The sequence below is a fragment of the Oerskovia sp. NPDC060338 genome (assembly GCF_042726295.1).
GTDB classification, from domain to species: Bacteria; Actinomycetota; Actinomycetes; order Actinomycetales; family Cellulomonadaceae; genus Oerskovia; species Oerskovia merdavium.
This window is the reverse complement of record NZ_JBHXCQ010000004.1, coordinates 296526-322183: the sequence shown is the minus strand read 5'-3', so window position 1 is coordinate 322183 and position 25658 is coordinate 296526. Positions and strand designations below refer to the sequence as shown.

Sequence of the window (25658 nt, the reverse complement as noted above, 5' to 3'; positions counted from 1 at the left end):
GCTCCGCCGTCGGGCCCGTGGCTGTCCCAGGAGCGCGCTCCGCGCTGCTAGCCTCGCCCCATGCGTGAGGACGGCCGAGTCTCGACGCCCCCGACGCTCGAGGACGTCGCCCGGGTGGCGGGAGTCTCGCGCGCCACGGTGTCCCGGGTGATCAACCAGAAGCGCCAGGTCGCGCCCGACCTCAAGGCGGTCGTCGAGAAGGCGATCGTCGAGACGGGCTACGTGCCCAACCGCGCGGCCCGTTCGCTCGTCACGGGCAGGACGGGCACGGTCGCGGTCGTGATCTCGGGCGTCGACCCGGAGATCGAGGGCAACCAGATGACCGGGCAGGTCTTCGCGGACCCGTTCTTCGGCCGGATCGTCGCGGCGTTCGTGCGCGCCCTGCGCCCCCACGACCTGCACCCCGTGCTCATGCTCGCCGAGACCGACGACGCGCGCGCCCAGGTCATGACCTACCTGCGCCAGGGCAACGCCGACGGCGCGCTCCTCGTGGCCGCCCAGGCCGACGACCCGCTGCCCGGCATGCTCGTCGAGGCCGGCCAGCGCGCGGTCCTGTTCGCGCGGCCCGAGCCCGCGCTGCCCATCAGCTTCGTCGACGTCGCCAACCGCGACGGCGCGCGGCTCGCGGCCAAGCACCTCATCGAGCGCGGCTGCGACGAGCTCGCGGTCATCTCGGGCCCCTCGGGCCTCTACGCGGCCGAGGAGCGCCTCGCGGGCTTCCGTGACGAGGTCTCCCGGCACGGTCGCGCATACGTCCCCGAGGTCTCGGGCGAGTTCACGCTCGAGGGCGGGGAGGCCGCGATGGAACGTCTCCTCGACACGGTCCCCGGGCTCGACGGCGTGTTCGCGGCGAACGACTACATGGCCCAGGGCGCCGTGCATGCGATCCAGGCCCGCGGCCTGCGCGTCCCCGAGGACGTCGCCGTGGTCGGGTTCGACGACAGCTCGATCGCGCCCCTGTGCCGCCCGGCGCTGACGAGCGTGCGCCAGCCCGTCGAGGAGATGGCGGCCGAGATGGCCCGGCTCCTCATCGGGCAGATCGCCGAGGGCGACCGCCAGGTGCGCTCGGTCGTGTTCGACCCGACCCTCGTGGTGCGCGACTCGGCCTGAGAAAGCCCGAGACCCCGACCTGACCCGGGGTGCAGAATGGCAGCATGCCTCTTGCACCCCGCTACCTCGCTGCCGACGACCGCTACGAGTCCATGACGTACCGGCGCTCCGGTCGCAGCGGCCTCGCCCTCCCCGCACTGTCGCTGGGCCTCTGGCACAACTTCGGTGACGTCAACCCGTTCGACAACCAGCGCGCGATCCTGCGCCGCGCGTTCGACCTGGGGATCACGCACTTCGACCTCGCGAACAACTACGGCCCGCCCTACGGCTCGGCCGAGGAGAACTTCGGGCGCCACCTCGCGCGCGACCTGCGCCCCTACCGCGACGAGCTCGTGATCTCGAGCAAGGCCGGCTACGACATGTGGCCCGGCCCCTACGGCGACGGCGGCTCGCGCAAGTACCTGCTGTCCTCGCTCGACCAGTCGCTCGCCCGCATGGGCCTCGACTACGTCGACATCTTCTACTCGCACCGGTTCGACCCCACGGTCCCGCTCGCCGAGACCATGGGCGCGCTCCACACGGCCGTGGTGAGCGGGCGTGCGCTGTACGTCGGCGTCTCCAACTACTCGCCGTCGCAGACGCGCGAGGCCGCGCAGATCCTCGCGGACCTCGGCACGCCGCTGCTCATCCACCAGCCCAGCTACTCGATGTTCAACCGGCACGTCGAGCTGCCCGAGGCGGGGCACGACGACGGCGAGAACCTGCTGGACGTCGTCGAGGACCTCGGCGTCGGCACGATCGTCTTCTCGCCGCTCCAGCAGGGTCTGCTGACGGACCGCTACCTCTCGGGCGAGGTGCCCGCGGACTCGCGCGCCGCCGTCGGGCACTTCCTCAAGCCCACCGCGATCTCCGAGACGTACCTCGAGCGTGCCCGTGCGCTGAACGAGATCGCTGCCGGACGCGGCCAGTCGCTCGCGCAGCTCGCGCTGAGCTGGGTCCTGCGCGACGAGCGCATCACCTCGGCGCTCGTGGGCGCGAGCAGCGTCGCCCAGCTCGAGAACAACGTCGCGGCGCTCGACGCGCCCGCTCTCACGGCCGAGGAGATCGCGGCGATCGAGCCGTTCGCGGTCGACGGCACGACGCGCTGAGCCCGCCGGCCTGACGGCAGGTCGGGCGGCGTCGAGCCGTCCGACCGGCCGGGGGTCCGGCTCCCGTGGGGGCCGGACCGGGTCGCTGCGCTCAGCTCCAGCGCTGGACCGCGAGCGGTGCCGCCTCGGCCAGCTCACGGACCACGGGGTGCTCGCTCTCGGCGAGCACCTGCTGGAGCGGGCCGGACTCGACGAACTCGCCGTCCACCAGCAGGTGTGCCGACGTCGTCATGCGGTGGACCAGCTCGAGGTCGTGCGACACCAGGAGCACGCCCGTCCCGAGCTGGGCTGCGGCGTCCTTGACGCGACCGGCGATCTCGCCGCGCATGGTCGGGTCGAGCGCTGTGAGGGGCTCGTCGAGCAGCAGGATGTCGGGACGCGTCGCGAGGGCCCGGGCCAGGGCCACGCGCTGGCGCTCGCCCCCCGACAACGTGCGCAGGGGACGGTCGGCGTAGCGGTGCTCGAGCGCGACGAGGTCCAGCAGGTCCTCGATCGACTGTCCCGAGGGGCGCCCGCCCTTGCGGGCATCGGTCAGCCCGGACTTGAGCACGTGCGTCACCTTGCTCGCGGGATCGATCCCGGGCAGGCCGTCCTGCGACACGCGCCGCACGGCGGCCTTGAACGTCTTCTTGTCGCGTCGGCCCAGGCGGGTCACCGTGCGTCCGCCCCACGTCACGGTCCCGCTCGACGGCTTGATCTCGCCGAGCAGCGCGCTGATGAAGGTCGACTTCCCGACGCCCGACGGTCCCACGATCCCCACGGGCTCCTGGCCCGCCGAGAGCTCGATCGAGACGCCGCGCAGGACGTCGCCGCCGCCGTGCCCGGCCCAGAGGTCGCGCGCCTGGAGGGTGTGGGTCGTCGTCATGCGCGGTCCTTCCGAGGGTGGGTCAACCGGTGCGGGGGCGTGGATGCCCTCGATGGTCCAACGAACGACGGTACCCGCGTTCTCCCGGTCGGCGGTGCGGCGCAGGTCACACCGGCGCCGCACCGGGGCCGTCGTGGGGCGGGCTCAGTCGCTCGTCGTCCACGCCGAGGGTGCCGCGACCACGTCCCGCAGCACCGTGCGCGCGCCGCCGATCATGGCCGCGTGCCCGGCCACGAGCGCGGGCCGCAGGTCGAGCTCGGTCCACGGCGACGCGAGGACGCGTGTCGTGAGCTCGGTCGTCAGGGCCTCGCGCAGGTGGGGGAGCAGGTCGGTGTAGATCCCGCCGAGCAGCACGGTCTCGATGTCGATGAGGTTCACGAAGTTCGCGAGCGCGCGCCCCAGCGCGGTCCCGGCCGACGATGCGGCGTCGAGGGCCGACGGCGTGCCCTCCTCGAGCGCGTCGAGGAACCTCTCGACGGGGGCGTCGAGGGGGATGCCGGCCGCGCGCAGCATCGCGTCCTTGCCCGCGTACTGCTCGAGGCAGCCCGTGGCCCCGCACAGGCACCGGGGCCCGTGCGGGTCGACCACGACGTGCCCGATCTCGCCGCTCCAGCCCCGGTTGCCCAGGAAGAGCTCGCGGTCGATCACGATCGCGGAGCCGATGCCCACCTCGCCCGAGACGTACAGGAACGACGACGGCACGGGGGGAGCGGCGCCGTCGGGCCCGGGGAGCGGTGCGCGAGGCTCACCCTCGCCCGGCGGGACCGGGGCCACGAGCTGTGCGAGCCCCGCGAGGTTGGCCTCGTTGGCGATCTCGACCGGCAGGCGCTCGGGCAGGCCGAGCAGCGGGACGGGCAGGAACGAGGACCAGCCGAGGTTGGGTGCGACCTGGAGGCGGCCCGCACGCGCGTCGACCAGGCCGGGCAGGGCGAGCCGAGCGCCCGCGACCTGCATGTCCTGGGACTCGACCTCCTCGACGAGACGGCGGGCCAGCGCGCCCAGGCGTCCGAGGACCTCGGCGGGGTCGCTGCCGTGCAGGTCGCCCGGGACGACCTCCTGCGCGACGACCTGTCCGGTGAGGTCGAGGACCGTGCCGCCCAGGTAGTCGACGTTGACCTCGAGCCCCAGGCCGACCACGGTCCGCTCGGCGGGCGTGAGCGGGACGGCGGGGCGGCCCGCGCGCAACGGTGTCGCGGGCGGGAGCTCGCGCACGAGCCGCGCCTCGATGAGCTGGTCGACCAGCACCGACACGGTGGCGCGGGTCAGGCCCGTGGTCCCGGCGATGTCCGCGCGCGAGCGGGGGGTCGTGGCGTCGAAGATCGCCTGCGAGACCAGGGCGAGGTTGTACTCGCGCAGGGTGTGCTGGCGGGCGGCCGTGGAGCGCCCCCGGGTGGGCGTCCTGACGCTGGTCGAGGACTCGTCGCGGTTCACGTCTTGACCTTACCGACAGGACCGCATAAGTTCATCCATACAACAAATGGTGGCCTGCTCGACCGAGGAGCCGGCCCATCTCGACGAGGAGACTGTCGTGGCTGACGCGATCGACCAGAACATCAACTTTTCCTTCGGCCTGTGGACCGTGGGGTGGACCGGTCAGGACCAGTTCGGCGGAGCCAGCCGCCCCCACCTCGACCCGGCCGAGTCCGTCCGCAAGCTCGCGGACCTCGGCGCGTGGGGCTTCACGTTCCACGACGACGACGTCGTGCCCTTCGGCTCCGACGACGCGACCCGCGAGCAGCTCCTCGGCGAGGTCAAGAAGGCCGCCGACGAGACCGGCCTGACCATCGAGATGGTCACGACCAACCTGTTCAGCCACCCCGTCTTCAAGGACGGCGGCCTGACCTCGAACGACCGCGGCGTGCGCCGCTACGCGCTGCGCAAGGTGCTGCGCAACGTCGACCTCACGGCGTCGCTCGGCGCCAAGACGTTCGTCATGTGGGGCGGCCGCGAGGGCACCGAGTACGACGGCGCCAAGGACCTCCACTCCGCGCACGAGCGCTACGCCGAGGGTCTCGACCTCACGGCCGCGTACATCAAGGACCAGGGCTACGACATCAAGATCGCGCTCGAGCCCAAGCCCAACGAGCCCCGCGGCGACATCTTCCTCCCGACCATCGGGCACGCGCTCGCGCTCATCGCGAAGCTCGAGCACGGCGACATCGTGGGTCTCAACCCGGAGACGGGCCACGAGCAGATGGCGGGCCTGAACTACACGCACGGCCTCGCGCAGGCGCTGTGGGCCGGCAAGCTCTTCCACATCGACCTCAACGGCCAGCGGTCCATCAAGTTCGACCAGGACCTCGTGTTCGGCCACGGCGACCTGCTCTCCGCGTTCTTCACGGTCGACCTCGTCGAGAACGGCTTCCCGAACGGCGGGCCCCGCTACGAGGGCCCCCGCCACTTCGACTACAAGCCCTCGCGCACCGAGAACGAGGTCGGCGTCTGGGACTCGGCCAAGGCCAACATGGAGACCTACTCGATGCTCGCGCGCAAGTCCGCCGAGTACCGGGCCGACCCCGAGGTCCAGGCCGCGTTCAAGCACTCGGGCGTGTTCGAGCTCGGTGAGACCACGCTGGGCGCGGGCGAGTCCGTCGCCGACCTGCTCGCGGACCGCTCGGCCTACGAGGAGTTCGACGTCGAGGCCGCCGCCGAGCGCGACTTCGGCTTCGTGCGCCTCAACCAGCTCGCGCTCAAGCACCTGATCGGCTGATGAGGGGCGCAATCGTGTCGGCCGCGGCCACGCGCGGGGGTGCGGCATGACCGGCGGTCTCGTCGCGGGGGTCGACTCGTCGACGCAGTCCTGCAAGGTCGTCGTCCGTGACGCCGTGACCGGGGCGCTCGTGCGCTCCGGCTCGGCGTCGCACCCCGACGGCACCGAGGTCTCGCCCGACGCCTGGTGGACGGCGTTCCGCAGCGCGGTCCAGGTCGCGGGCGGGCTCGACGACGTCGCGGCCCTGGCCGTGGGCGGGCAGCAGCACGGCATGGTCGTCCTCGACGCCGACGGCGAGGTGATCCGTCCCGCGCTCCTGTGGAACGACACCCGTTCGGCCGGTGCCGCGGTCGACCTGATCCGCGAGCTCGGTGACGGGGACCCCGGTGCCGGCGCCAAGGCGTGGGCCGAGGCCGTCGGCTCGGTGCCCGTCGCGTCGCTCACGGTCACCAAGCTGCGCTGGCTGCGCGACGCGGAGCCCGAGAACGCGGCGCGCGTCGCGGCCGTCGCGCTCCCGCACGACTGGCTGACGTGGCGGATCGCCGGCTACGGCCCGCGGAGCGAGGGCCTCGAGCCCGACCTCGGCGCGCTCGTGACCGACCGTTCCGACGCCTCGGGCACGGGGTACTTCGACGCCTCGGCCGAGGGCGGGCGCGGTGCGTACCGCACCGACCTGCTCGAGCTCGCGCTCGGGCGCTCGGACGTCCTGCTGCCCCGGGTCCTCGGCCCGGGCGAGGACGGCGGGATGGCCTCGGCCGCCGTGGCCGGTGCCGCGGTGACCGGTGGGGCCCTGATCGGCCCCGGTGCCGGGGACAACGCGGCCGCGGCCCTGGGGCTCGGCATGGGCGCGGGCGACGTCGCGGTCTCGATCGGGACCTCGGGAGTCGTCTCGGCGATCGCCACGTCGGCCACGGCCGACGCGAGCGGGCTCGTCAACGGCTTCGCCGACGCCACGGGCAACTTCCTGCTGCTCGGGGTGACCCTCAACGCGAGCCGCGTCCTCGACGCGACCGCGCGGGTGCTGGGCGTGGACCACGCGGGCCTGTCCCGGCTCGCGCTCCAGGCGCCCGCGGGGGCGGACGGGCTCGTGCTCGTCCCGTTCCTCGAGGGCGAGCGCACGCCCAACCGGCCCGACGCGAGCGGCACGCTGCACGGCATGCGGTTGTCCACCATGACGCCCGAGCACCTCGCGCGGGCGTCGGTCGAAGGCATGCTGTGCGGCCTGGCCGACGGTCTCGACGCCCTGCGCGAGCAGGGGGTCCGGGTCGAGCGGCTGCTGCTGATCGGCGGCGGCGCGCAGTCCGAGGCGGTCCGGCGCATCGCGCCGCAGGTCTTCGGCCTGCCCGTCGCGGTCCCCGAGCCGGGCGAGTACGTGGCCGACGGCGCCGCTCGCCAGGCAGCCTGGGTGCTGTCGGGTGCGGCGGAGGCCCCGAGGTGGGAGACGTCGTCGAGCAGCGGCTACGACGCGGCCCCCGAGCCCGGGATCCGTGCGCGGTACGCGGCGGTGCGCGACCTGACCTGAGAAGGTCGCCGCTGAGTGCGGAGCTCTTGTGCGACACGCCTGGCGTGTCGCACAAGAGCTCCGCACTCAGCGTCTGCGAGCCGGTCTGCGCCGACTACAGGCCGGTCATCTTCTGCATGGCCTCGTTGTAGCGCGCCCCGGCGACGCCCAGGCGCTCGGCGGCCTCGCCCAGCGCCGTGAGGTCGGCCGCGGGAAGGTCGAGCGTGACCGCGCCCAGGTTCTCCTCGATGCGCGACAGCCGACGCGTGCCCGGGATGGGGACGATGTCCGGCCGCTGGGCCAGCAGCCACGCCAGCGCGACCTGGGCCGGGGTCGCTCGGTGGGCCGCGGCGACCTCCTTGACGAGGTCGACCAGCGCCTGGTTCGCGGCGCGGTTCTCCTCGCTGAAGCGCGGGATGAGGGTGCGGACGTCCCCCGGGGTGAACTCGGTCGAGGTGTCCACGGTGCCCGTGAGGAAGCCCTTGCCGAGCGGGCTGAACGGGACGAGCGAGATGCCGAGCTCGTCGAGCGTCGGCAGGATCTCGGCCTCGATCTCCCGGGTCCACAGCGAGTACTCGCTCTGCAGCGCGGTCACGGGGTGCACCGCGTGGGCACGGCGGATGGTGCCGGCGCCGGCCTCCGAGAGCCCGAAGTGCGCCACCTTGCCCTCGGCCACGAGCTCGGCGACCGTGCCCGCGACGTCCTCGACGGGCACCGCGGGGTCCACGCGGTGCTGGTAGAACAGGTCGATCCGGTCGGTGCGCAGGCGCGCGAGCGACGCGTCCGCGACGCGGCGGATCTGCTCGGGGCGGCTGTCGACCCCGACGGACCGCCCGTCGCGGATGTCGAAGCCGAACTTGGTCGCGAGGACCACCTGGTCGCGCAGCGGCTCGAGGGCCTCGCCCACGAGCTCCTCGTTGACGTACGGGCCGTACACCTCGGCCGTGTCGAAGAACGTCACGCCCCGCTCGACGGCGCCACGCAGCACCGCGATCATCTCGTCCCGGTCACCGGGGTTGGGTCCGTAGCTCTGGCTCATGCCCATGCAGCCGAGCCCGAGCGTGGACACCTCGAGCCCCTGGCCCAGCGTTCGCTTCTCCATGCGGTCCTCCTGAGGTCGTGCTGACGATCGGTTCACCTCGACGCTACGGGCGTCGGCAGGAGGCAGGGAGTTCCTGGCGGTACCTCCCTCGGCGCTGCGGTGTCCGGTGTCCCGCCGCCGGGGTGCCCCGGGCTCAGCGACCGTCAGCGAGGACCACGAGCTGCTGGGTCGCGCGCGTCATCGCGACGTAGCGGTCGACCGCTCCCTCGATCCCCTCGCCGAACGACTCCGGGTCGACCAGGACCACCAGGTCGAACTCGAGCCCCTTGGCGAGCACCGGGGTCAGCGACCGCACGCGCGGCGTGCCCGCGAACGAGGGGGAGCCGATCACGCACGCGGTGCCGTCGTCGTGCGTCGCGAGCCAGGTCGCCAGGATCGCGTCCAGGTCGGCCGTGCCGCCGTGCACCACGGGGACCCCGGAGCGCCGGACCGACGTCGGCACGTTGGCGTCGGGGAGCGCGGCCCGGATGACCGGCTCGGCCTCGGTCATGACCTCCTCCGGGGTCCGGTAGTTGATGCTCAGCGAGGCGGAGCGGACCCGGTCGAGCCCGACCCGGGCGAGCCGTTCGTCCCACGACTCGGTGAACCCGTGCCTGGCCTGCGCCCGGTCGCCCACGATCGTGAGGCTCCCCGACGGGCAGCGCAGGAGCAGCATCTGCCACTCGGCGTCCGTCAGCTCCTGCGCCTCGTCCACCACGACGTGCGCGAACGGTCCCGCGAGCAGGTCCGGGGTCGCGGTCTCGAGCGAGGACGGGTCGACCAGCGCGCCCTGGAGGTCCTGCCCGCGCAGCATCGACATGACCTGCAGCTCGGAGTCGTCGGTCGCGATCAGGTGGTCGACGACGTCGGCCATGCGCGCGCTCTCGGCCGCGGCGGCGGCCTGGTTCCGGCGTCGTCGGCGCGACTCCTCGGGGTCGCCCAGGCGCTGGTGCGCCGCGTCGAGGAGAGGCAGGTCGGCGACGGTCCAGGCCTGGGCGTCGTCGCGCTGCAGGGCCTGGGCCTCCGCGGGCGTGAGCCAGGGGGCGCACATCCGCAGGTAGGCGGGTACCGACCACAGGTCCGCGACGAGGTCGGTCGCCTCGATGAGCGGCCACGCCCGGTTGAAGGCCTTGCCCAGGTCCCTGTTCTGACGGAGCGACCGGCGGACCTGGTCCTCGGGCACGTCCTCGGTCTCGTCGGTGTGCTTGTCGACGAGGATCGTCAGCAGCGCCTCCCAGACCTCGTCGCGCGCCTCGTTGTGCGGGGTGCCGGGGTCGGGCGACGCGAACGCCTCTGCCCAGTCGGCCGTGCTGAGCCAGACGTCGGCCCACGGGGTGCCGACCTCCATGCCCTCGGTCGGCGGCCGTTCGGAGAACCGCACCGCGGGCTCGATCGCCGCGACCATGCTCGCCGACGCCTTGAGACGAGCCACCTCGGGGTCGGTCTCCGGCGTCGCCGCGGCCCCCTCGGGGACGAGGTCGCGCAGCGTGCACGTCTGCACGCCCTCCTCACCGAGGCTCGGCAGGACGTCGGCGACGTAGGCGAGGTACGGCTCGTGCGGTCCGACGAAGAGCACTCCGCCGTGGTGGTGCCCCAGACGCGGGTCGGAGTAGAGGAGGAAGGCCGCGCGGTGCAGCGCGACGACCGTCTTGCCCGTGCCGGGGCCGCCGTCGACGACCAGGGCGCCGCGGGAGTCGGCACGCACGATCGCGTCCTGGTCGGACTGGATGGTGCCCAGCACGTCCCGCATGCGGGGAGACCTGCTGGTGCCGAGGCTCGCGATGAAGGCCGACTCGTCGTCGAGCGCGGCGCTGTCGTCGTGACCGTCCGCGGTGAACGACTCGTCCCAGTAGTCGCTGATCCGCCCGCCCGTCCAGCGGTACCGGCGACGGCTCGCAAGACCCAGGGGGTGCGCACGCGTCGCCGCGAAGTACGGTTCGGCGGGCTGCGAACGCCAGTCGACCAGCAGGCGTCGGCCGGCGGCGTCGGTCAGGCCGAGCCGCCCGACGTACACGGGCTCGGACCCGTCGGCCGGCACCAGGCGTCCCAGGCACAGGTCGATCCCGTACCTCTGCAGGAGACGCAACCGGGAGCTGAGCCGGTGGATCTCCTGGTCGCGTTCGAGCGCTTCGGTGCCGGACCCGCCGGGGGCTCGGCGCGCGGCGTCGAGTCGCGCGGACAGGTCGGCGACCGAGTGCTCGAGGGTCGCGGCGACCGCGGCGAGGTGTCGCTCGTCGGCGGCGATCAGGGCCGGGTCCGCCTTCGCGGCGAGGCGCTCGGGAAGGTCGAACGGGCTGTCGTCCTGAGGGGGCACGCGAGAGGCTCCGATCGGGTTCGTGCGGGTGCGGGGTGACCGGAACGCTGACGAGGAGGCGCGCATGACCGAGGTTCTCCATCCCACTGCTCGCGGCTGAGATCGACCATTCTGCGGGAGGACGGGGGCCTTGCCGCAAGGCCCCCTGTGCGCTATATCTTGAGAGTGGAAGGGGTGAGCACTCCCCGTTCCCAGCACCTCCGGCCCGCAGGGCGTCGCTTCTGCCAGGATGCACGGATGGTGCATCCCATCGAGCTGGTCCCCGTCGACGCAGAGACCTTCGACGACCTCGAGCCGGACGAGGACTCCCCGGCCGCGGAGACGGCTGAGCCCGCGCCCCCGACGCCCCGCGGTCGCCGGGTCTTCCCCCTCCTGGCGGTCGGGATCCTGCTGGTCGGGGTCTCGTACGTGCTGAGGCTCCTGACCCAGGTGTTCCAGGCGTACGCGGTCGACAGGTTCGACAACCTCGACCTCTCGACGTGGCAGTACGCCGCCGCCAACGGTGCGGCCACGGCGCACGCCCTGGCCGCCGCCGGGGGAGCCGTGATGCTGACCGTGGCGGTGCTCCGCGCAGCGCGCGTCCTGGACTCCCTGGGGCGGTCCGACGACTTCGCACCCGACCGGCGGACGGGATCTCGGTGGCTCGTCGTCGTGGCGGCCTGCGTCGTCGCGGTGGCGGTCGTCGTCGCCCTCGCGTTCCCCCAGGTCGGCGCGCCGGGTCAGGTGATCGTCCAGGACGTCCCGTCCGGTCAGCTCTCGATCGTCGGCGGCTGATCCTTCGAGGCGTTCCCGCCCCCCGGCCCGGCCACGGCTCGCGAGGTCAGACCCCGCCGGCGAACCCCGTCTGGCGCCACGCCTCGTAGATCGCGATCGACGCGCTGTTCGTCAGGTTGAGCGACCGGCGTCCGGGCAGCATGGGGATCTTGACCTGGTCGGTGATGCGCGCGTGCGCCAGGACGTCGTCGGGCAGGCCCGTGGGCTCGGGGCCGAACAGCAGCACGTCGCCCGGGCGGTACTCGACGTCGGTGTGCCGCGTGGTGGCCTTGGTCGTGAACGCGAAGACGCGCGCCTCGGGCATCGAGGCGAGGGCCGCCTCGAGGTCGGCGTGCACCTCCATCGCGGCGAGGTCGTGGTAGTCGAGCCCGGCGCGGCGGAGCTTGGGCTCGTCGAGGTCGAAGCCCAGCGGCTCGACCAGGTGCAGGCGGGCGCCCGTCACGGCCGCGAGGCGGATCGCGTTGCCCGTGTTGCCGGGGATGCGGGGCTCGAAGAACACGAGGTGGGGGAGCGTCGGGGCCGGGCGCTCGGCGTCGGTGCCGAGGTGCGGGCGCCAGTCCTCGGCACCGGTGACCCCGGGCGAAGGTGCGGGCACGGACGTGGTGGGTGCGTCGTCGGGCATGGTCTCGATTCTCCCACCGTGGCGCCGCCCGACGGGCCGGGACGGGCGTGACCTCCAGACCCTGCCCGTCCCGCGGCCCGCTCGGAGGGTTCAGCCCATCCGCGTGAGCGCGGCCGCGTCGACCTCGTGCTGCAGCGGCTCGCCCACGAGGAAGCGGCCGATCTCCTCGACCACGATCGACCCCTGCCGCAGCCGACCCTGGACCGTCGCGGCCGCGTGGTGCGGCGTGAGGAGCACGTTCGGCAGGGTCCGCAGCGGGTGGTCGACGGGCAGCGGTTCGGCGTCGAACACGTCGAGCGCCGCGTCGATCCGTCCGCTCGCGACCTCGCGCAGCAGCGCGTCCTCGTCGGTCAGCCACGACCGGGCGGTGTTGACGAGACCGGCGCCGTCGGGCATGAGCGCGAGCTCGCGCGCCCCGACCAGGTGGTGCGTCTCGGGCAGCGTGGGCGCGTGGACCATGCTGATGCGGCTCGTCGCGAGCAGGTCGTCGAGGCTCACGAGCGCGACGCCCAGGGCCTGGGCGTCCGCGGCCGACAGGGTCGGGTCCGCGACCACTACCTCGGCCCCGAGCGCGCGCAGCATGGTGATCGCCGCCCGCCCGGTCCGGGAGGCGCCGATCACGCCGACGCGCGTGCCCGCGATCTCGTACCGCGGCGGCGCGGCCTCGGCGTCCTCCCACGAGGCACCCGACGCGAGACCGTGGTGGAAGCGCGGGAGCTGGTGCAGGAGGGCCATCGCGAACACGACCGACACCTCGCCGACCGACTGCGCCATGCCCTGCCCGGCCTGGGTCACGCGCACGCCGCGCGCGAACAGCTCGGGCGTGACGAACGGTTTGACGCTCGCGCCCGTGTGCGCGACCAGGCGCAGGTCCGGCAGGCGGTCGAGCAGCGCGGCGTCGAGGCGCGGCGTCCCCCACGAGATGACGAGCACCTGTGCGTGCGAGAGGCCCGACGACGCAGCGCCCGCCCGGGCGTCGAGCGTCGCACCCAGCGTGGCCGGGTCGTCGACGAGCACCACGTCGGTCAGCGCGGTCAGCGTCTCCCACGCCGCGGGCGTGAAGAACTCGGCCCGCAGCGCGGGGGAGACGTTGACGACGCTCGGGGTGCGGCTCATCGGGGAATCATGCCAGCCACGCGTCGAGGTGCTCCGCGACGAACGCGTCGTCCGACGCGCCGAGCCACGGGTACGCGGCCGTGACGCGCGTGAGCTCGTCGGCCTGCCCGGGCGACAGCGTCTCGGCGGGGTCGAGGCACCAGATGCCCTCGAGCAGCCCCTGGCGGCGCAGGACCTCGTGCACCCCGGCGATGACCCCCGCGAAGTCGTTCGTGGAGTCGAACACCGCGGCGTTGGCGTCGGTGAGCCCGGTCTGACGGGCGACCAGGAGGCGCAGGGCCGCGTCGTCGGGCACCGTGAGCGTGCCGTCGGCCGTGACGCCGCGCGCGGCCTGGGCGAGGCGCAGGGTCTCGACCGCGCCGCGCGTCCACACGGCCCACTGGCCGAGCAGGCCGCCCACGAAGCGCGCGGTGTACGGGCTCGCGCTCCCCGTGACCGGGACGTCGACCTCGGAGACCAGGTCGGCGATGATCGCGTCGTCGTTGCCCGTGTAGAGCGAGATCTGGTCCGCACGGCCGGACTCGGCCACGCCGCGCAGGACGTCGATGGTCCGGTACCGGTTGAACGGGGCAGCCTTGACGGCCACGACGGCCTCGATCGCGGCGAACTCGCGCCAGAAGTCGACCGAGAGGCGGGGCCCGCCGATCGCCTCCTGGAGGTAGAAGCCGATCACGGGCAGGACCTCGCCCACGGCCCGCGTACGGTCGAGCAGGTAGCGCTCGACCTCCTCGCGCGTGCCGCTCAGCCCGGCCACGCGCGGCGCGAGGAGCACCGCGTCGTAGCCGAGCTCGGCCGCGACCTGGGCCTCGGCCACGGCCTGGGCCGTGGGTCCCGAGGCTCCGGCGACCTGGACGAGCGGACGCGGCCCCGTGGTCGCGGAACCTGCGGGCGCGTTCCCGCCCAGCGTCTCGCGCGACACCTCGGCCGCGAGCTCGAGCACGGGCCGGTAGAGACCGACGTCGCGGATCTCGAACTGCGTCGTGTGCACGCCCACGGCCACGCCGCCGGCCCCGGCCGCGTGGTAGTACCGCGTGAGGGCGCGCTGGCGGCGCTCGTCGAACCGGCGGTCGGCGGTCAGCGCGAGCGGCTGGGCCGGGATGACCGTGCCCGCGCGCAGGAGCGCGAGCGACGCGGGCTCCATGGCGTCGAGGACCGAGGCCATCAGAACTTCCCGTCGCGGACGGTGAACTTGGTGGCCTTGCCGCTCGTGGGCAGGCCCGCGGCGAGCCACTGCGCCTGCCAGTCGACGAGCGTGCGCAGCGAGACGTCGGGGTACCCGAACAGCTCGTGGCACAGGCTCGCGTCGTTGAGCAGGGCCGTCCCGGCCTCCTCGCCCTGGAACGAGACCTCGCGGCCCAGCCCCGCGCCGAGCAGCCCCGCGAGGCGGCGCACTGACGCGGTCTCGGGGCCCGTGAGGTTGACCGTGAAGGCCGGGGAGGACGCGTGGCCGAGCGCACGCAGCGCGACCTCGTTCGCGTACCCCTGCCACACGACGTTGACGTGGCTCGTGGTCAGGTCGACGGGCTCGCCCGCGAGGATCGGCGCGGCGACGTCGCACAGCACGCCGTAGCGTAGGTCGACCGCGTAGTTGAGGCGGATGTTCGCGACCTTGGTGCCGCGCGTGAGGGCCGCGTGCTGGAACAGTCGCTCGCGCCCCAGGCAGCTCATGGCGTACTCGCCGACGGGCCCGGTCGGGTCGTCCTCGGAGCAGCCGCCCGAGGAGACCGGGACGAGCGGGTACACGTTCCCGGTCGAGAACGCGGCGATGGTCGAGTCCGCGTAGCGGCGCGCGACGTCGCTCACGAGCGCGGCGTTCGCGGCCCACGCGAGCGAGGGAGCCGACGACGTGCCGAACTTGGCACCGACCATGTAGACGACGTCCGCGCCGTCGGGCAGGCCGCCCAGGACCGCGGGGTCGCCCGTCATGAGGTCGGCCGTCACGACGTTCACGCCCGCGTCGCGCAGGTGGTCGGCCTGGGCCGGGTCCGACCAGCGCGAGACCGCGTGGACGGCGTCGCCCGTGCGGCCCGCGGCGTCGAGCGCGCGTCGGGCGAGGACCGTGAGGCTCGGGCCCATCTTGCCGCCCGCGCCCAGGACGACCAGGTCGCCCGAGCGTGCGGCCATGTCCGCGACGAGCGCGGGCGAGGGCGTGGTGAGCAGGTCCTCGAGCTCGGCGAGCGAGGAGGGGCCGACGGGGCGCCCGACGGCGGAGTCGCCGGCAGGAGCGACGGCGGCAGCGGGCAGAGGGCTGGGTGAGGTCGAAGACACGAGTGCTATCCCTTGATTCCGGACATGGTGACGCCCTCCTGGAAGTAGCGCTGGGCCACGAGGTAGGCGGCGAAGATCGGCACGAAGGAGATGGTCGCGCCGGCGAGGATCATGTTGAGCGGCACGTCCTGCTGCTGCAGCGACGCGATACCCACGGTGAGGGTCCAGTGGTCGGTGCCCTGGCCCATGATGAGCGGCCACAGGAAGTCGTTCCAGTGCCACAGGAAGACGAACGTGCCGAGCGTCGCGAGGATCGGCTTGCACAGGGGCAGCACGATGCGCGTGAAGATGCGCCACTCGGACGCGCCGTCGAGCTTGGCGGCCTCGAAGAGCTCGTCGGGCATGTCCATGATGAACTGCCGCATGAGGAACACGGCCTGCGCGTTCGCGAGCGTCGGCAGGATCAGGCCCCAGTAGGTGTCCAGGCCGCCGACCTGCGCCATGAGGATGAAGGTCGGGATTAGGGTCACGTGGTACGGGACCATGACCATCGCGAGGAACGACCAGAACATGGCCTCACGGCCCGGGAACTTCTTCTTGGCGAACGCATAGCCCGCCATCGCGGAGAACGCGAGGACCAGGACCACCGAGACGACCGAGTAGATGAGCGTGTTCCCGAACCAGGTCCAGATGTTCCCGGCACCGAGCACGCGCTCGTAGGCCGCGAAGCCCAGGTTCGTGGGGATGAGGCTCTGCGGGAACTGGATCGCCGCCGCAGGCTTGAGCGAGAGCACGACCATCGCGTAGAACGGGAAGATCGTGACGACCGCGGCGAGGCTCAGCACGACGTACCGCACGATCTTGCCGCGCAGCGTCAGGTCCATGCCCGAGTTCTTGCTGCGCTTGCGGCGCACCTTGGGCGTGAGGTCGGTCGGGCTGGTGGTACCGGCAGCGGTCCCGGGGTGCCCCGGGTTGCCGGGGGTGGTGAGCGTGGTCACTTGTCCCTCCCGATGAGGCGACGCTGCACCAACGCAACGACGATGGTGATGATGAACAGGGCGACGCCGAGCGTGCTCGCGTAGCCGAGGTCGAAGTACTTGAAGCCCTGGTCGTAGATCTGGTAGACGAGGCTGTAGCTCGCGCGGGCGGGCCCGCCGCCCGTCATGGTGTAGACCAGGTCGAAGATCTGGAACGACGCCGTGGTCTCGATGACCGCCAGGAAGAAGAGCGTGGGCTTGAGCTGCGGCATGATGATGTGCCAGAACCGGTGCCAGGCGTTCGCGCCGTCGAGCGCCGCGGCCTCCTCGAGCTCGCGCGGCAGGTCCTGCATGCGGGCCAGGAGGATGAGCATCCCGTACCCGAAGCGCGACCAGATCGAGACCAGGGCCAGCGCGGGCAGGACCAGGGTCGTGCTGCCGAGCCACGAGTCGGTCGACAGGCCGATCAGGCCCATGAGCTGCGACCACGGGCCCCCGGTCGAGAAGACCCAGGTGAACACGGTCGCGGCGAGCACGAGGCTCGTGACCACGGGCAGGAAGAACACCGAGCGGTAGAAGCCCGACCCGCGGAACGAGCGGCGGACCAGGAGCGCCATGAACGTCGAGATCGCGAGCGACAGCGGCACGATCAGGACGCTGAGGATCAGGGTCACGCGCATCGCGGACCAGAAGATCGGGTCGTTGACCATGCGTTCGAAGTTGTCGAGGCCGGTCCACGTGGCCGTGTCCCCGATGGTGTAGTCGAAGAAGCTCAGCCCCACGCCGGCGATCGCCGGTCCGAACCGGAAGGCCAGGAAGAGCAGGAAGGCCGGGAGCGCGAAGAGCAGGCCGATACGGGCCTCGCGGCGGGCCATGGTGCGGCGGAACGTCGAGGGGGCCTTGCTGCCCGACGGGCCCGAGGGCCCACCGGACGCGCTCCGCGCGACGGGCGTGGCGCCGTCGGGCAGCGAGCCCTGGACGCCTGTCCCGAGGACGTCTCCGGACGGGGTGGTTGCTGTCATGAGGTTCTTCTCCTTCGCCTCACCGGGCCGGGGGCCGCGTCAGCGGCGGCCTCCCGGCCCGGTGGGTGTGGTGCGAGATCAGCCGAGGAGCGGGTTCGCGGCGGCGGCCGCGTCCTTCATGGCCTGCTCGGGGGTCTTCTGACCGATGAGCGCGGCCTGGATCTCCGGGGCGAGGATGCCCATGACCTCACGGGACTTCTCGTTGAGGTCGCCGGAGGTGGTGGCGTCGAGCGTGGCCTCGAGGGCCGCCATGGTCGCGTCGTCGCCGTACAGGCCGGTCTGCGAGGTGTACGGCGTGAACCAGCCCGCGGCCTTCGCGTACTCGGCCGACGCCTCGGGGCGCGTGGCGAACGCGAGCCACTTGCCCGCAGCGTCCAGGTTCTCGGCCTTCTTCATGAGGGCCAGCGATCCGACCGTGCCGTAGCCGATCGACTCGGCCTCCTTGAGGGAGGGGAGCACGACCGTGTTCTCCTCGCCCCAGAAGCTCGCGACGTCGCCGGGGCCCTGCTGCCACGTGCAGGCGATCTTGCCCTGCGCGGTACGGGTCTGCTCGAACGCCGGGATCGTCGTCAGCAGGTCCTTCTCGACGAACCCGCCCTCGGCCAGGTCGGTGACGAACTGGAGCGCCTCGATGCCCTCGGGGGAGTCGAACGCGACCTCGGTGCCGTCCTCGGAGAACACCGAGCCGCCCGCCTGCCACAGCAGCGGGTAGAACGACTCGTTGAGCGTCGCGTCGACCGCACCCCAGTAGTTCGTGACGTCGTAGCCGGCGTCCTTGAACTTCGGGGCCAGCGCCATGAGGTCGTCCCACGTGGCCGGGTAGTTGCCCGACTCGCCGATCGCGTCGAACGCCGCGGCGTTGCACACGAGCGGCTTCGAGTTCATGATCAGCGGCGCACCCATCATGGCCCCGTCGATGCTCACCGACTTGGCCGCGTTCTCGCGCAGGTCGCCCGTGTTGTCGGTGATGTAGTTGTCGACCGCCGCGAGGGACTTCGCGTACTTGGGGAGCTGGTCCGGGATGAGGTAGACGACGTCGGGGCCCTTGCCGCCCGCGATGCCCGTCGCGAGCGTCTCGTCGCGGCCGGCCCACGGGTAGATCTCGACCTTGACGTCGACGTCGGGGTTCTCGGCCGTGAACTCGGCGATCTGCTCGTCCCAGAACTTCTTGTGGGCCGCCTCGTCGGCGATGACGGGGTAGGTCCACATGGTCACCGAGCCCGAGGCCGCGCCGTCCGAGGGGACGGGGGTCGAGCTGCCGGTCGTGCCGCCACCGCTGCACGCGGTGAGGGCGCCGAGGCTGGCGATCGCGGCGATCGCGGTCACCACGTGCTTCTTCGGCATGGTCATTTTCGTGCTCCTTTGACGTCGAACGATGACTACCGTGCTGGATGCTTGCTGGATGTTTCGGGGGTCGTGCGGTGGTGCTCTCGGGTGCTTCGCTGCTCCCTGCGAGGTGCTGCTTCGGTGCCCGGGCGGGGGGTACCCGTCCGGACGGGACGTGCTGCTAGCGGGCCGGGACCTCCACGACGGTGCGTGAGTGCCGTGACTCCTCGGCCGCGAACACGGCGAGGTGGCTCTGGAGGGACTCGACGGCGCCCGAGCGGACGTGCGACGCGTCGCCCGTCGCGACCGCACGCACGAACGCGTCCATGACCCCCGAGTCGCCGCCGCCGTGGTCGTCGGCCGCGTTGGTCGCACCGTGGTGACCCGAGTCGTGGACCGTGACCGAGCCGTCCCGGAAGTCGGTGACCCGGATCTTCTCGCCGTCGCCGTCGAGGCATCCGTGGGTCCCGAAGATCTGCGTCTTGCGGTGGTCCTGCTCCGAGAAGGCCGTCATGGTGAACGTCGCCGCTCCACCGCCCTCGAGCTCCATCGCGACGACCTGGTGGTCCACGACGTCGTTGTCCGACGCGTAGACGCACCGCCCGTAGTCGCCCGTGCGCAGCGCCTCGATCACCGAGGCCTCGTCGGTGCCGTCGGTGACGACCGTGACGGGCCAGATGGCGCCCTTCTCGCGCAGCGTGCCCAGGTACAGGCGCGGCGCGGAGTACGGGCAGGTCGGCTCGAGCGGGCAGTCCAGGCAGCGGTCCGCCGCGCCCTCGGGACGCTCCTCGGGCCGGAAGTGCTTGAGCGAGCCGAAGCTCGCGACCGTCGTGATCCGCTTGCCCGTGACGTAGCGGATCCAGTCCAGGTCGTGGCTCGACTTCGCGAGCAGCATGGGGCTCGACGTCTTCTCCGAGCGCCACGGGCCGCGCACGTACGAGTGCGCGTCGTGCCACCAGCCGACCGGTTCGAGGTGCTGCACGTTGACGACCTCGCCCAGGACGCCCGAGTCGACGACCGACTTCATGAGGTCCGTGTACGGCATGTAGCGCATCACGTGGCACACGCCGAACAGGACGCCCGAGGCCTCGACCGCGTCGACCACGTCGCGGCACTCCTCGGGGCTCGGGGCGAGCGGCTTCTCGACCAGGATCGCGTAGCCCTGGGCGGCGAGGGCGACGACCGGGTCGCGGTGCTCACGGTCCTGGGTCGCGACGATGACCATGTCGGCGAGGCGGGCGGGGGCGCCCGTCGTCCCGTCGCCCGCTGCGACCAGCGACTCCCGGTCGGCGAACTCCGCGACGGGGGCGGCGTCGGGGTTCGCCGCCGCCGAGCCGGACGCCACGAGCGAGCGCTGGAAGGGGCGCGGGTCGGCGACCGCGACCAGGCGGGCACGGTCGGGGTGCGCGGCGATCCAGCGTGCGTAGGTCTGACCACGGTTGCCGGCGCCCACGAGGGCGACGGTCACGGGTGCATCATTGCGGGTCACGAGCGGTCCTTGCTTCGTTGCGGGGGCTGCGGGGCGAACGGGTGGTGCGGAGCGAGCGGGTGGTGCGGTGAGGGGCCGGGCGAGTACGGCTTCTTTTGCTATTTGCTATAGCAACTATGACAGATGATCCTGCGCCCTGACAGCCCGTCAGGTCAACTTGCGACCGAGTCGTTATCTTTCGGGCGGCCCGATCGGGGGCGGCCGGGGTGGGGCCGGGGCGAGGGCGGCGCTGGGCCGGGGTGGGGGCCCTGGCCCGGGGTGGGCCGACGGGGTGAGGCCGACCGCCGGGGTGGATGCGGCCGGGCGGTGGCCGACCGGGGTGTGGCCGCGGGTCGGTCGTGCGGGTCAGCGGGCGGGGCCCTCCTCTCGGTGCCGAGCACGAGGTTGCGGTCGCTATCTCGCTGACAACGACCGCAACCTCGTGGTCGAGGTGGCAGAACCTCGTTCTCGGCGCCGGTGCCGGGGCTGGTCGCGCAGGCCCGGCACCGGCGCCGAGCATGCGGTGGGCGTCGCGATCCGTGCGATCTGGGACGACAACCGCATGGTCGACGGGCGGAAACCGCATGCTCGACGACCGGGCCGAGACCGACGGCCGCAGCACGCGACCGGCCGACCTCTCGGTGCCGAGCACGAGGTTGCGGTCGCTATCTCGCTGATAACGACCGCAACCTCGTGTTCGGCGTCGAGGCACCGAGGCGTCGAGGCGCCCGGCGCCGGCCCGGTCGGGCGTCAGACCATGAGCGTCCCCGTCGTGGAGACCGTCGGGCCGTCCGCGGGCATCGCGACGCGCTGCACGCCGCTCTCCACGTTGCCCGTGTGCAGGAGGTAGGACCCCGCACCGAACGCGCCGTCGGCGAGCTGGAGGCGACCACCCGTGAAGGTGGAGCCCACGGCCGACCATCGATTGATACCTGCGTCTAGCTTCACGTGACCAGTGTCACCCGTCGGGGCGGTGGATCGTGCACCGTCCAGGTTCCAGGTGACCGGCTTGTCCGCCGTCGCCCTGCTCAGGAACGTGCCGCCTGCGGGCGAGCCCTCGAGCCGGGCCCCGTCGCCGACCCGGACGGTCTGCTCCGCGGTCCCCGCCGCGACGACCGCGACGTTGCGGAGCACGCCGCCCCGGACGGTCAGGTCGCCCGACGCCGTCACGGTGCCCTTGCCCTCGGCGGCCTCGAGCGTGCACTGGTCGAGGACCACGGGACCCGAGCCCGCGAACGACGCACCCTCCAGCCCGTTCAGCGTCGTGCGGACCAGGTGGACGGGGTTGGTGACGTTGGCCTGCGTCACGGGCGTTCCGGGCAGCACCTTGAAGCGCGAGCCCTCGATCACGTTGGGGCGCTTCGAGCGGCTCGACGCCTGCGAGATGATCAGCGTGTCGTCGGCCTGGCAGCCGCGCAGCTGGACGCCGTCGGCGTTGACCCACAGCATGCCCGAGCCCGCGAGGCCCTCCTTGCGGATGACCTGGACGTCCTCGAGCGTCAGGTCGGTGACCTTGACGCGCGCCACGAACCACGAGCACACGTGCTTGCTGACCGTGATGCGCTTGGCCGACGAGCCCCACGCCGCACCCGAGTTCGCGAACGTCATGAGCCCCGAGTTCCCGACGTACGTCAGGTCGTGCTCGTACTGGCCGTGCGTGACGAACGGTCCCTGGTCGTCGCCGTCGCCGTGGCAGTTCTCCACGAGGCCGTACGCCGAGGCCGTCCAGTCGTTGAGGTGGCGGCAGTTCGAGGTGTGACAGTCGGACACGTGCCCGTACAGGCAGTAGATCTGCTGCGTCAGGTAGCCCGCGCCGCCCCACGTGATCGAGGCCGGGTTGGCGAGCGAGCAGCGCGACGTCGTGAAGAACGTCGACCAGCGGCGCATGACCAGGGGCCAGAACGTCGCGACGCCGTGCACGTTCTCGACGTCGCAGCTCACCGCGTACTCGAACGCGAGCGGGTGCGAGCCCGTGTACTGGTCGCCGCCCGCGACGCCCACGAACGACAGGTTGCGCACGTGCACCTGCTGCACGGGCTCGACCTTGGTCCACGTGAGGGTGCGGCCGGCGGCGAGCTCCCAGCCGTTGAGGTAGTTGACGCGCACGTGCGTCGCGTCGACGATCTGCGTGACCTGGACCTGGAGCTGCAGCTCGCGCTCCCACCTGCCCGCGAGCGCGTCGACCTCGAGCGCGTACCACTCGCCCACGGCGAACTTCGAGGAGTCGGCGACCTCGAAGTCGTCGCGCAGCTCGGGCATCACGGCAGTGAGCTTGTGGGTGCGGACGTCCTCGGTCACGGTGCCGCGGAAGAACAGGACGGCCGCGAACGGGTCGTCCTGCCCGGCCTTCTCGATGCCCTCGGTCGTCATGGTGCGCCCACCGAAGTCGAGCTCGAGGTGCGAGCGCGTGAACCGGTGGCGGCGCACGAAGTTGAGGTCCGTGTGCGCCTCGATGCGGCTCACGGTCGGGTCGTTCACGAGCGCGTCGAGGGCGTCGTCGGCGGGGGTGTCCTTCCCGAACAGCCCGAACCAGCGGAAGTCGGCGGTGCCCGTGTGGAGCGTGTGCCACCTTCCCTTCCCCTTGGTGTCCTGGGGCGCCAGCACCGTGCCGCCGTTGGCCGCGACGTCGCTCTTGGCGTCGTACCGCACCAGGCGCGCGGCGCCGTCGCCCGGCGTCGCGTGGCCGAGGAGCTGGACGACGGTCCCGTCGTCGATCTTCTTGGCCTTCCAGCCCACGAGCTGGGCGACGGACGCCGCGACCAGGACCTCGTCGTCGGGCTCGTCCTTCTTCATGGGCAGCACGCCCGACGGCGCGGCGGCGGCGGGCGTGGCGGCTGCGGCTGGGTGCGTGCCCATCAGGGCGCCCGCGGCCACGAGGCCGCCGATCCCGGCGACGCGCAGCAGGTTGCGGCGCGAGGGGGCCTCGACCGCGGGAGCAGAGCTCGGCGTCGTCGCCGGCTCGCCGGGGGTCCGTCCGGACGTGAGGAGGTTCGTCATCTGCAGGTGCCTTTCATCGGGGGTGCTTGCGGAGTGGCGGGGGAGGGGGACGCTCGTGCGGTTCACAGCGCGAGCGAGTCGGTGACGAGGACGCGCTCGCCCTCGGGGAAGCCGGTGCGGTCGACGCCCTGCTCGACGCAGCCGGACTGGAGCACGCGCGTGGTCGGGGCCAGGTCGTACCGGCCGCCCGTGAAGCGCGCACCGACCGCGGTCAGCGCGTCGGTGCCCGAGGTCAGCGCGACGTGCGCGGTGGCCCCGCTCGCGGCGAGCGTCGCGCCGCGCAGGTCCACCTGGACCGTGCCCGGGCCCGCAGCCCGCGAGACCAGGGCGCCCGCCGTCGTCGTGCCGGAGATCCGCGTGCCGTGGACCGTGAGCCTCTGGTCGCGGACCGCGCTGAGCTGGATGCCCGTCCCGGTCAGGGTGCCGCCGCTGATCGTGACGTCGGCCGACCCGACGAGCGCGGGGGCTGCAGGGGTGGCCTCGTCGGTCGAACCGACGAACGTGCAGTCGGTGAAGGTCACCGGCCCTGCGCCGCGCATGATCGTGCCGTCGAAGCCCGTGAAGCTCGTGCGGACGAAGTGGACCGGGTTCGCGACGGGGGTCTGGTGCAGCACGCTGCCGACGGGCAGCGAGAAGTGGCAGTCCTCGATGACGTTGGGCCGCTTCGAGAGGTTCGAACGCTGGGCGACCGCGAAGAACGACGCGGTGCAGCCGCGCATCTGCACGCCGTCGGCGTTGACCGTGAGGCTGCCCTGCTGGTCGAACGTCGAGCGCGCGACCACGTGCACGTCCTCCAGCGTCAGGTCCGTGATCTTGGTGCTGACCGTGAACCACGAGGCCACGTGCTGCTTGACCGTGATGCGCTTGGCGCTGATGCCCCACTGCGCCCCCGAGTTGGCGATGTCCATGAGGCCGCTGTTGCCCTGGAACACCAGGTCGTGCTCGTACTGACCGTGCGTCGTGAACGGGTTGCCGCCCTGGTCGTCGCCGTCGCCGTGGCAGTTCTCGACGATGCAGTAGGCCGAGGCCGTGAGGTCGTTGAGGTGGCGCGCGTTGTGCGAGCGGCAGTCCGCGACGCGTCCGTAGAGGCAGTAGATCTGCTGCGTGAGGTAGCCCGCGCCGCCGTAGAAGACCGTGGGCGGGTTGGCGACCGAGCAGCGCTCGGTCGCGAAGAACGTGTTCCAGCGGCGCATGATGACGGGCCACCACGTCTTGGAGCCGTGCACGTCCGTGACGTCGCACCGCACCGCGAACTCGTACGCGACGGGGTGCGACCCGCTGTACTCTCGGTCGTCGGGGAGCTCGCCGTTGAGGGGGCCGTCGTAGGGTCCGGCGCCGATGAACGTCATGTTCCGCACGTGGACCTGCTCGACCGGCACGACCTTGCGCCACTCGAGCACGCGGCCCGGGGCGAGCTCCCAGCCGTTGCGGTAGTCGACGCGCACGTGCTGCCCGTCCACGACCTCGGTGACCTGCACGAGCCGCTGGAGCTCGCGCTCGTCGCGTCCGCCGCCGGGCCGGGGGTCGACCTGCACGGTCCACCAGTCGCCGACCGCGAACGCGGTCGAGTCGGCGACCTCGAAGACGTCGCGCTGGTCGGGCATGGTCTCGGCGAGCGTGCGCTGCTGGGTCACGTCCGTGACGGTGCCCTGGAAGAACAGCACGGCGCCGAAGGGGTTGTCGTGCGCGTTGCGCTCGATGCCCTCGGTCGTGACGGTCCGGCCACCGAAGTCGAGCTCGAGGTCGGAGCGCGCGTAGGTGTGCCGGCGCACGAAGTTGAGGTCCGTGTGCGCCTCGATGCGGCTCACGGTCGGGTCGTTCACGAGCGTGTCGAGCGCGTCGTCGGCGCTGCCCGTGGGGGCGTCGTCGCCGAAGATCCCGAACCAGCGGAAGTCGGCCGTGCCGGTGTGGAGCGTGTGCCACCGTCCGGGGCCCAGCCCGGACCCGAGGTCCTCGGGCGCCAGCACGGTGCCTCCGTCGGGGGCCGCGGTGCTCTTCGCGTCGTAGCGGACCAGGCGGGCCGCGCCGTCGCCGGGGGTCGCGTGGCCCAGGAGCTGGACCACGGTGCCGTGCTCGATCTTCTTGGCACGCCAGCCGACGAGCTGGGCGACGGACGTCGCGACGGCGAGCTCGTCGTCGGGCTCGCTGTCCTTGCTCAGGCCCAGCGGCGCGGCGAGGGCCGCGGGTGCCGTGCCCGTGGAGAGCGCGAACGCGGTAGCGGCCAGCGCGCCCATGCCCGCGACGCGCAGCAGGCCGCGGCGCGAGGGGGCGGTGGGGTCGGGGTCGAGAGAGAGGTCTGGTGCTGCGGCGCTCTCGCGGGCAGTCAGGGGGGTCTTCACGTGGGTCACCCTTCGGACGGGTCGATGAGACGGGTCCGTTCAGGCGTGGCCGACGTACGGCAACGGGGGAGTGCGGGTGGAGTCCGGCGGGCCGGGGCTGCGGTGACCGGGGACGGGAGTGCGAGAGGATGGTTCAGGCT

The 25658-nt window shown here is 72.5% G+C and carries 19 protein-coding genes; 5 read left to right on the top strand and 14 right to left on the bottom strand.

Features of this window, described 5'->3' with window-relative positions; translation table 11 throughout:
- Positions 1 to 60: 60 nt before the first annotated feature.
- Together ACFWGN_RS07215 and mgrA are read left to right on the top strand one after the other, a co-directional pair.
- A complete protein-coding gene (locus ACFWGN_RS07215; protein ID WP_068623677.1) occupies positions 61 to 1110 on the top strand; it encodes a LacI family DNA-binding transcriptional regulator in 1050 nt (349 codons plus the stop codon).
- Positions 1111 to 1154: 44 nt separating this feature from the next.
- Complete coding sequence (mgrA, locus tag ACFWGN_RS07210; RefSeq protein WP_191806020.1) at positions 1155 to 2198, top strand: L-glyceraldehyde 3-phosphate reductase; 1044 nt, start codon at positions 1155 to 1157, stop codon at positions 2196 to 2198.
- Positions 2199 to 2289: 91 nt separating this feature from the next.
- Here the strand turns inward: mgrA and ACFWGN_RS07205 are convergent, their stop codons facing one another.
- Both ACFWGN_RS07205 and ACFWGN_RS07200 read right to left on the bottom strand, forming a co-directional pair.
- Positions 2290 to 3063: an ABC transporter ATP-binding protein gene (locus tag ACFWGN_RS07205; RefSeq protein ID WP_377616276.1), complete on the bottom strand. Its 774-nt coding sequence runs from the start codon at positions 3061 to 3063 to the stop codon at positions 2290 to 2292.
- Positions 3064 to 3207: 144 nt separating this feature from the next.
- The gene (locus ACFWGN_RS07200; RefSeq protein WP_377616275.1) at positions 3208 to 4494 is read right to left on the bottom strand and encodes an ROK family protein; all 1287 of its coding nucleotides are present in this window, start codon (positions 4492 to 4494) and stop codon (positions 3208 to 3210) included.
- A 97-nt stretch (positions 4495 to 4591) separates the two neighbouring features.
- On the opposite strand from ACFWGN_RS07200, the gene xylA reads away from it, so the two are divergent.
- The gene (gene xylA / locus ACFWGN_RS07195; protein ID WP_318244696.1) at positions 4592 to 5773 is read left to right on the top strand and encodes a xylose isomerase; all 1182 of its coding nucleotides are present in this window, start codon (positions 4592 to 4594) and stop codon (positions 5771 to 5773) included.
- A gap of 46 nt (positions 5774 to 5819) precedes the next feature.
- Positions 5820 to 7295 (top strand): xylulokinase, encoded by a 1476-nt coding sequence (locus ACFWGN_RS07190; RefSeq protein ID WP_377616274.1) that lies wholly within the window; start codon positions 5820 to 5822, stop codon positions 7293 to 7295.
- Positions 7296 to 7389: 94 nt separating this feature from the next.
- Here the strand turns inward: ACFWGN_RS07190 and ACFWGN_RS07185 are convergent, their stop codons facing one another.
- A complete protein-coding gene (locus ACFWGN_RS07185) occupies positions 7390 to 8376 on the bottom strand; it encodes an aldo/keto reductase (RefSeq protein ID WP_377616273.1) in 987 nt (328 codons plus the stop codon).
- Between the two features lie 133 nt (positions 8377 to 8509).
- Positions 8510 to 10669, bottom strand: a complete 2160-nt coding sequence (gene helR / locus ACFWGN_RS07180) for an RNA polymerase recycling motor ATPase HelR (protein WP_377616272.1) — start codon at positions 10667 to 10669, stop codon at positions 8510 to 8512.
- Positions 10670 to 10906: 237 nt separating this feature from the next.
- Between helR and ACFWGN_RS07175 the strand changes: the two genes are divergently transcribed.
- Complete coding sequence (locus ACFWGN_RS07175; RefSeq protein WP_377616271.1) at positions 10907 to 11443, top strand: hypothetical protein; 537 nt, start codon at positions 10907 to 10909, stop codon at positions 11441 to 11443.
- Positions 11444 to 11489: 46 nt separating this feature from the next.
- Here the strand turns inward: ACFWGN_RS07175 and ACFWGN_RS07170 are convergent, their stop codons facing one another.
- The 10 genes from ACFWGN_RS07170 to ACFWGN_RS07125 all read right to left on the bottom strand — a co-directional run bounded on the left by ACFWGN_RS07170 (position 11490) and on the right by ACFWGN_RS07125 (position 25518).
- Positions 11490 to 12065: a tRNA (cytidine(34)-2'-O)-methyltransferase gene (locus tag ACFWGN_RS07170; protein ID WP_191806028.1), complete on the bottom strand. Its 576-nt coding sequence runs from the start codon at positions 12063 to 12065 to the stop codon at positions 11490 to 11492.
- A 90-nt stretch (positions 12066 to 12155) separates the two neighbouring features.
- Entirely contained in the window at positions 12156 to 13181 is a 1026-nt protein-coding gene (locus ACFWGN_RS07165; RefSeq protein WP_377616270.1) for a hydroxyacid dehydrogenase, read from the bottom strand.
- A 7-nt stretch (positions 13182 to 13188) separates the two neighbouring features.
- Positions 13189 to 14343: a dihydrodipicolinate synthase family protein gene (locus ACFWGN_RS07160; protein WP_377616269.1), complete on the bottom strand. Its 1155-nt coding sequence runs from the start codon at positions 14341 to 14343 to the stop codon at positions 13189 to 13191.
- Positions 14343 to 15449 carry an NAD-dependent epimerase/dehydratase family protein gene (locus tag ACFWGN_RS07155; RefSeq protein WP_377616268.1) on the bottom strand — a complete coding sequence of 369 codons (1107 nt, stop codon included), beginning with the start codon at positions 15447 to 15449 and terminating at the stop codon, positions 14343 to 14345. Before ACFWGN_RS07155 ends, ACFWGN_RS07160 begins: the two co-directional genes overlap by 1 nt.
- A 5-nt stretch (positions 15450 to 15454) precedes the next feature.
- Positions 15455 to 16387, bottom strand: coding sequence for a carbohydrate ABC transporter permease (locus tag ACFWGN_RS07150; protein WP_377616267.1), 933 nt, complete (start codon positions 16385 to 16387; stop codon positions 15455 to 15457).
- Entirely contained in the window at positions 16384 to 17388 is a 1005-nt protein-coding gene (locus ACFWGN_RS07145) for a carbohydrate ABC transporter permease (RefSeq protein ID WP_225220737.1), read from the bottom strand. Before ACFWGN_RS07145 ends, ACFWGN_RS07150 begins: the two co-directional genes overlap by 4 nt.
- Positions 17389 to 17466: 78 nt before the next feature.
- On the bottom strand, positions 17467 to 18738 hold the full coding sequence (locus tag ACFWGN_RS07140) for a sugar ABC transporter substrate-binding protein (RefSeq protein ID WP_354509394.1): 1272 nt from the start codon (positions 18736 to 18738) through the stop codon (positions 17467 to 17469).
- 157 nt (positions 18739 to 18895) lie between these two features.
- A complete protein-coding gene (locus tag ACFWGN_RS07135) occupies positions 18896 to 20203 on the bottom strand; it encodes a Gfo/Idh/MocA family protein (RefSeq protein ID WP_377616266.1) in 1308 nt (435 codons plus the stop codon).
- Between the two features lie 729 nt (positions 20204 to 20932).
- Positions 20933 to 23179: a peptidase C14 gene (locus ACFWGN_RS07130; protein WP_377616265.1), complete on the bottom strand. Its 2247-nt coding sequence runs from the start codon at positions 23177 to 23179 to the stop codon at positions 20933 to 20935.
- A gap of 62 nt (positions 23180 to 23241) precedes the next feature.
- Positions 23242 to 25518: a peptidase C14 gene (locus ACFWGN_RS07125; RefSeq protein ID WP_377616264.1), complete on the bottom strand. Its 2277-nt coding sequence runs from the start codon at positions 25516 to 25518 to the stop codon at positions 23242 to 23244.
- Positions 25519 to 25658 lie beyond the last annotated feature (140 nt).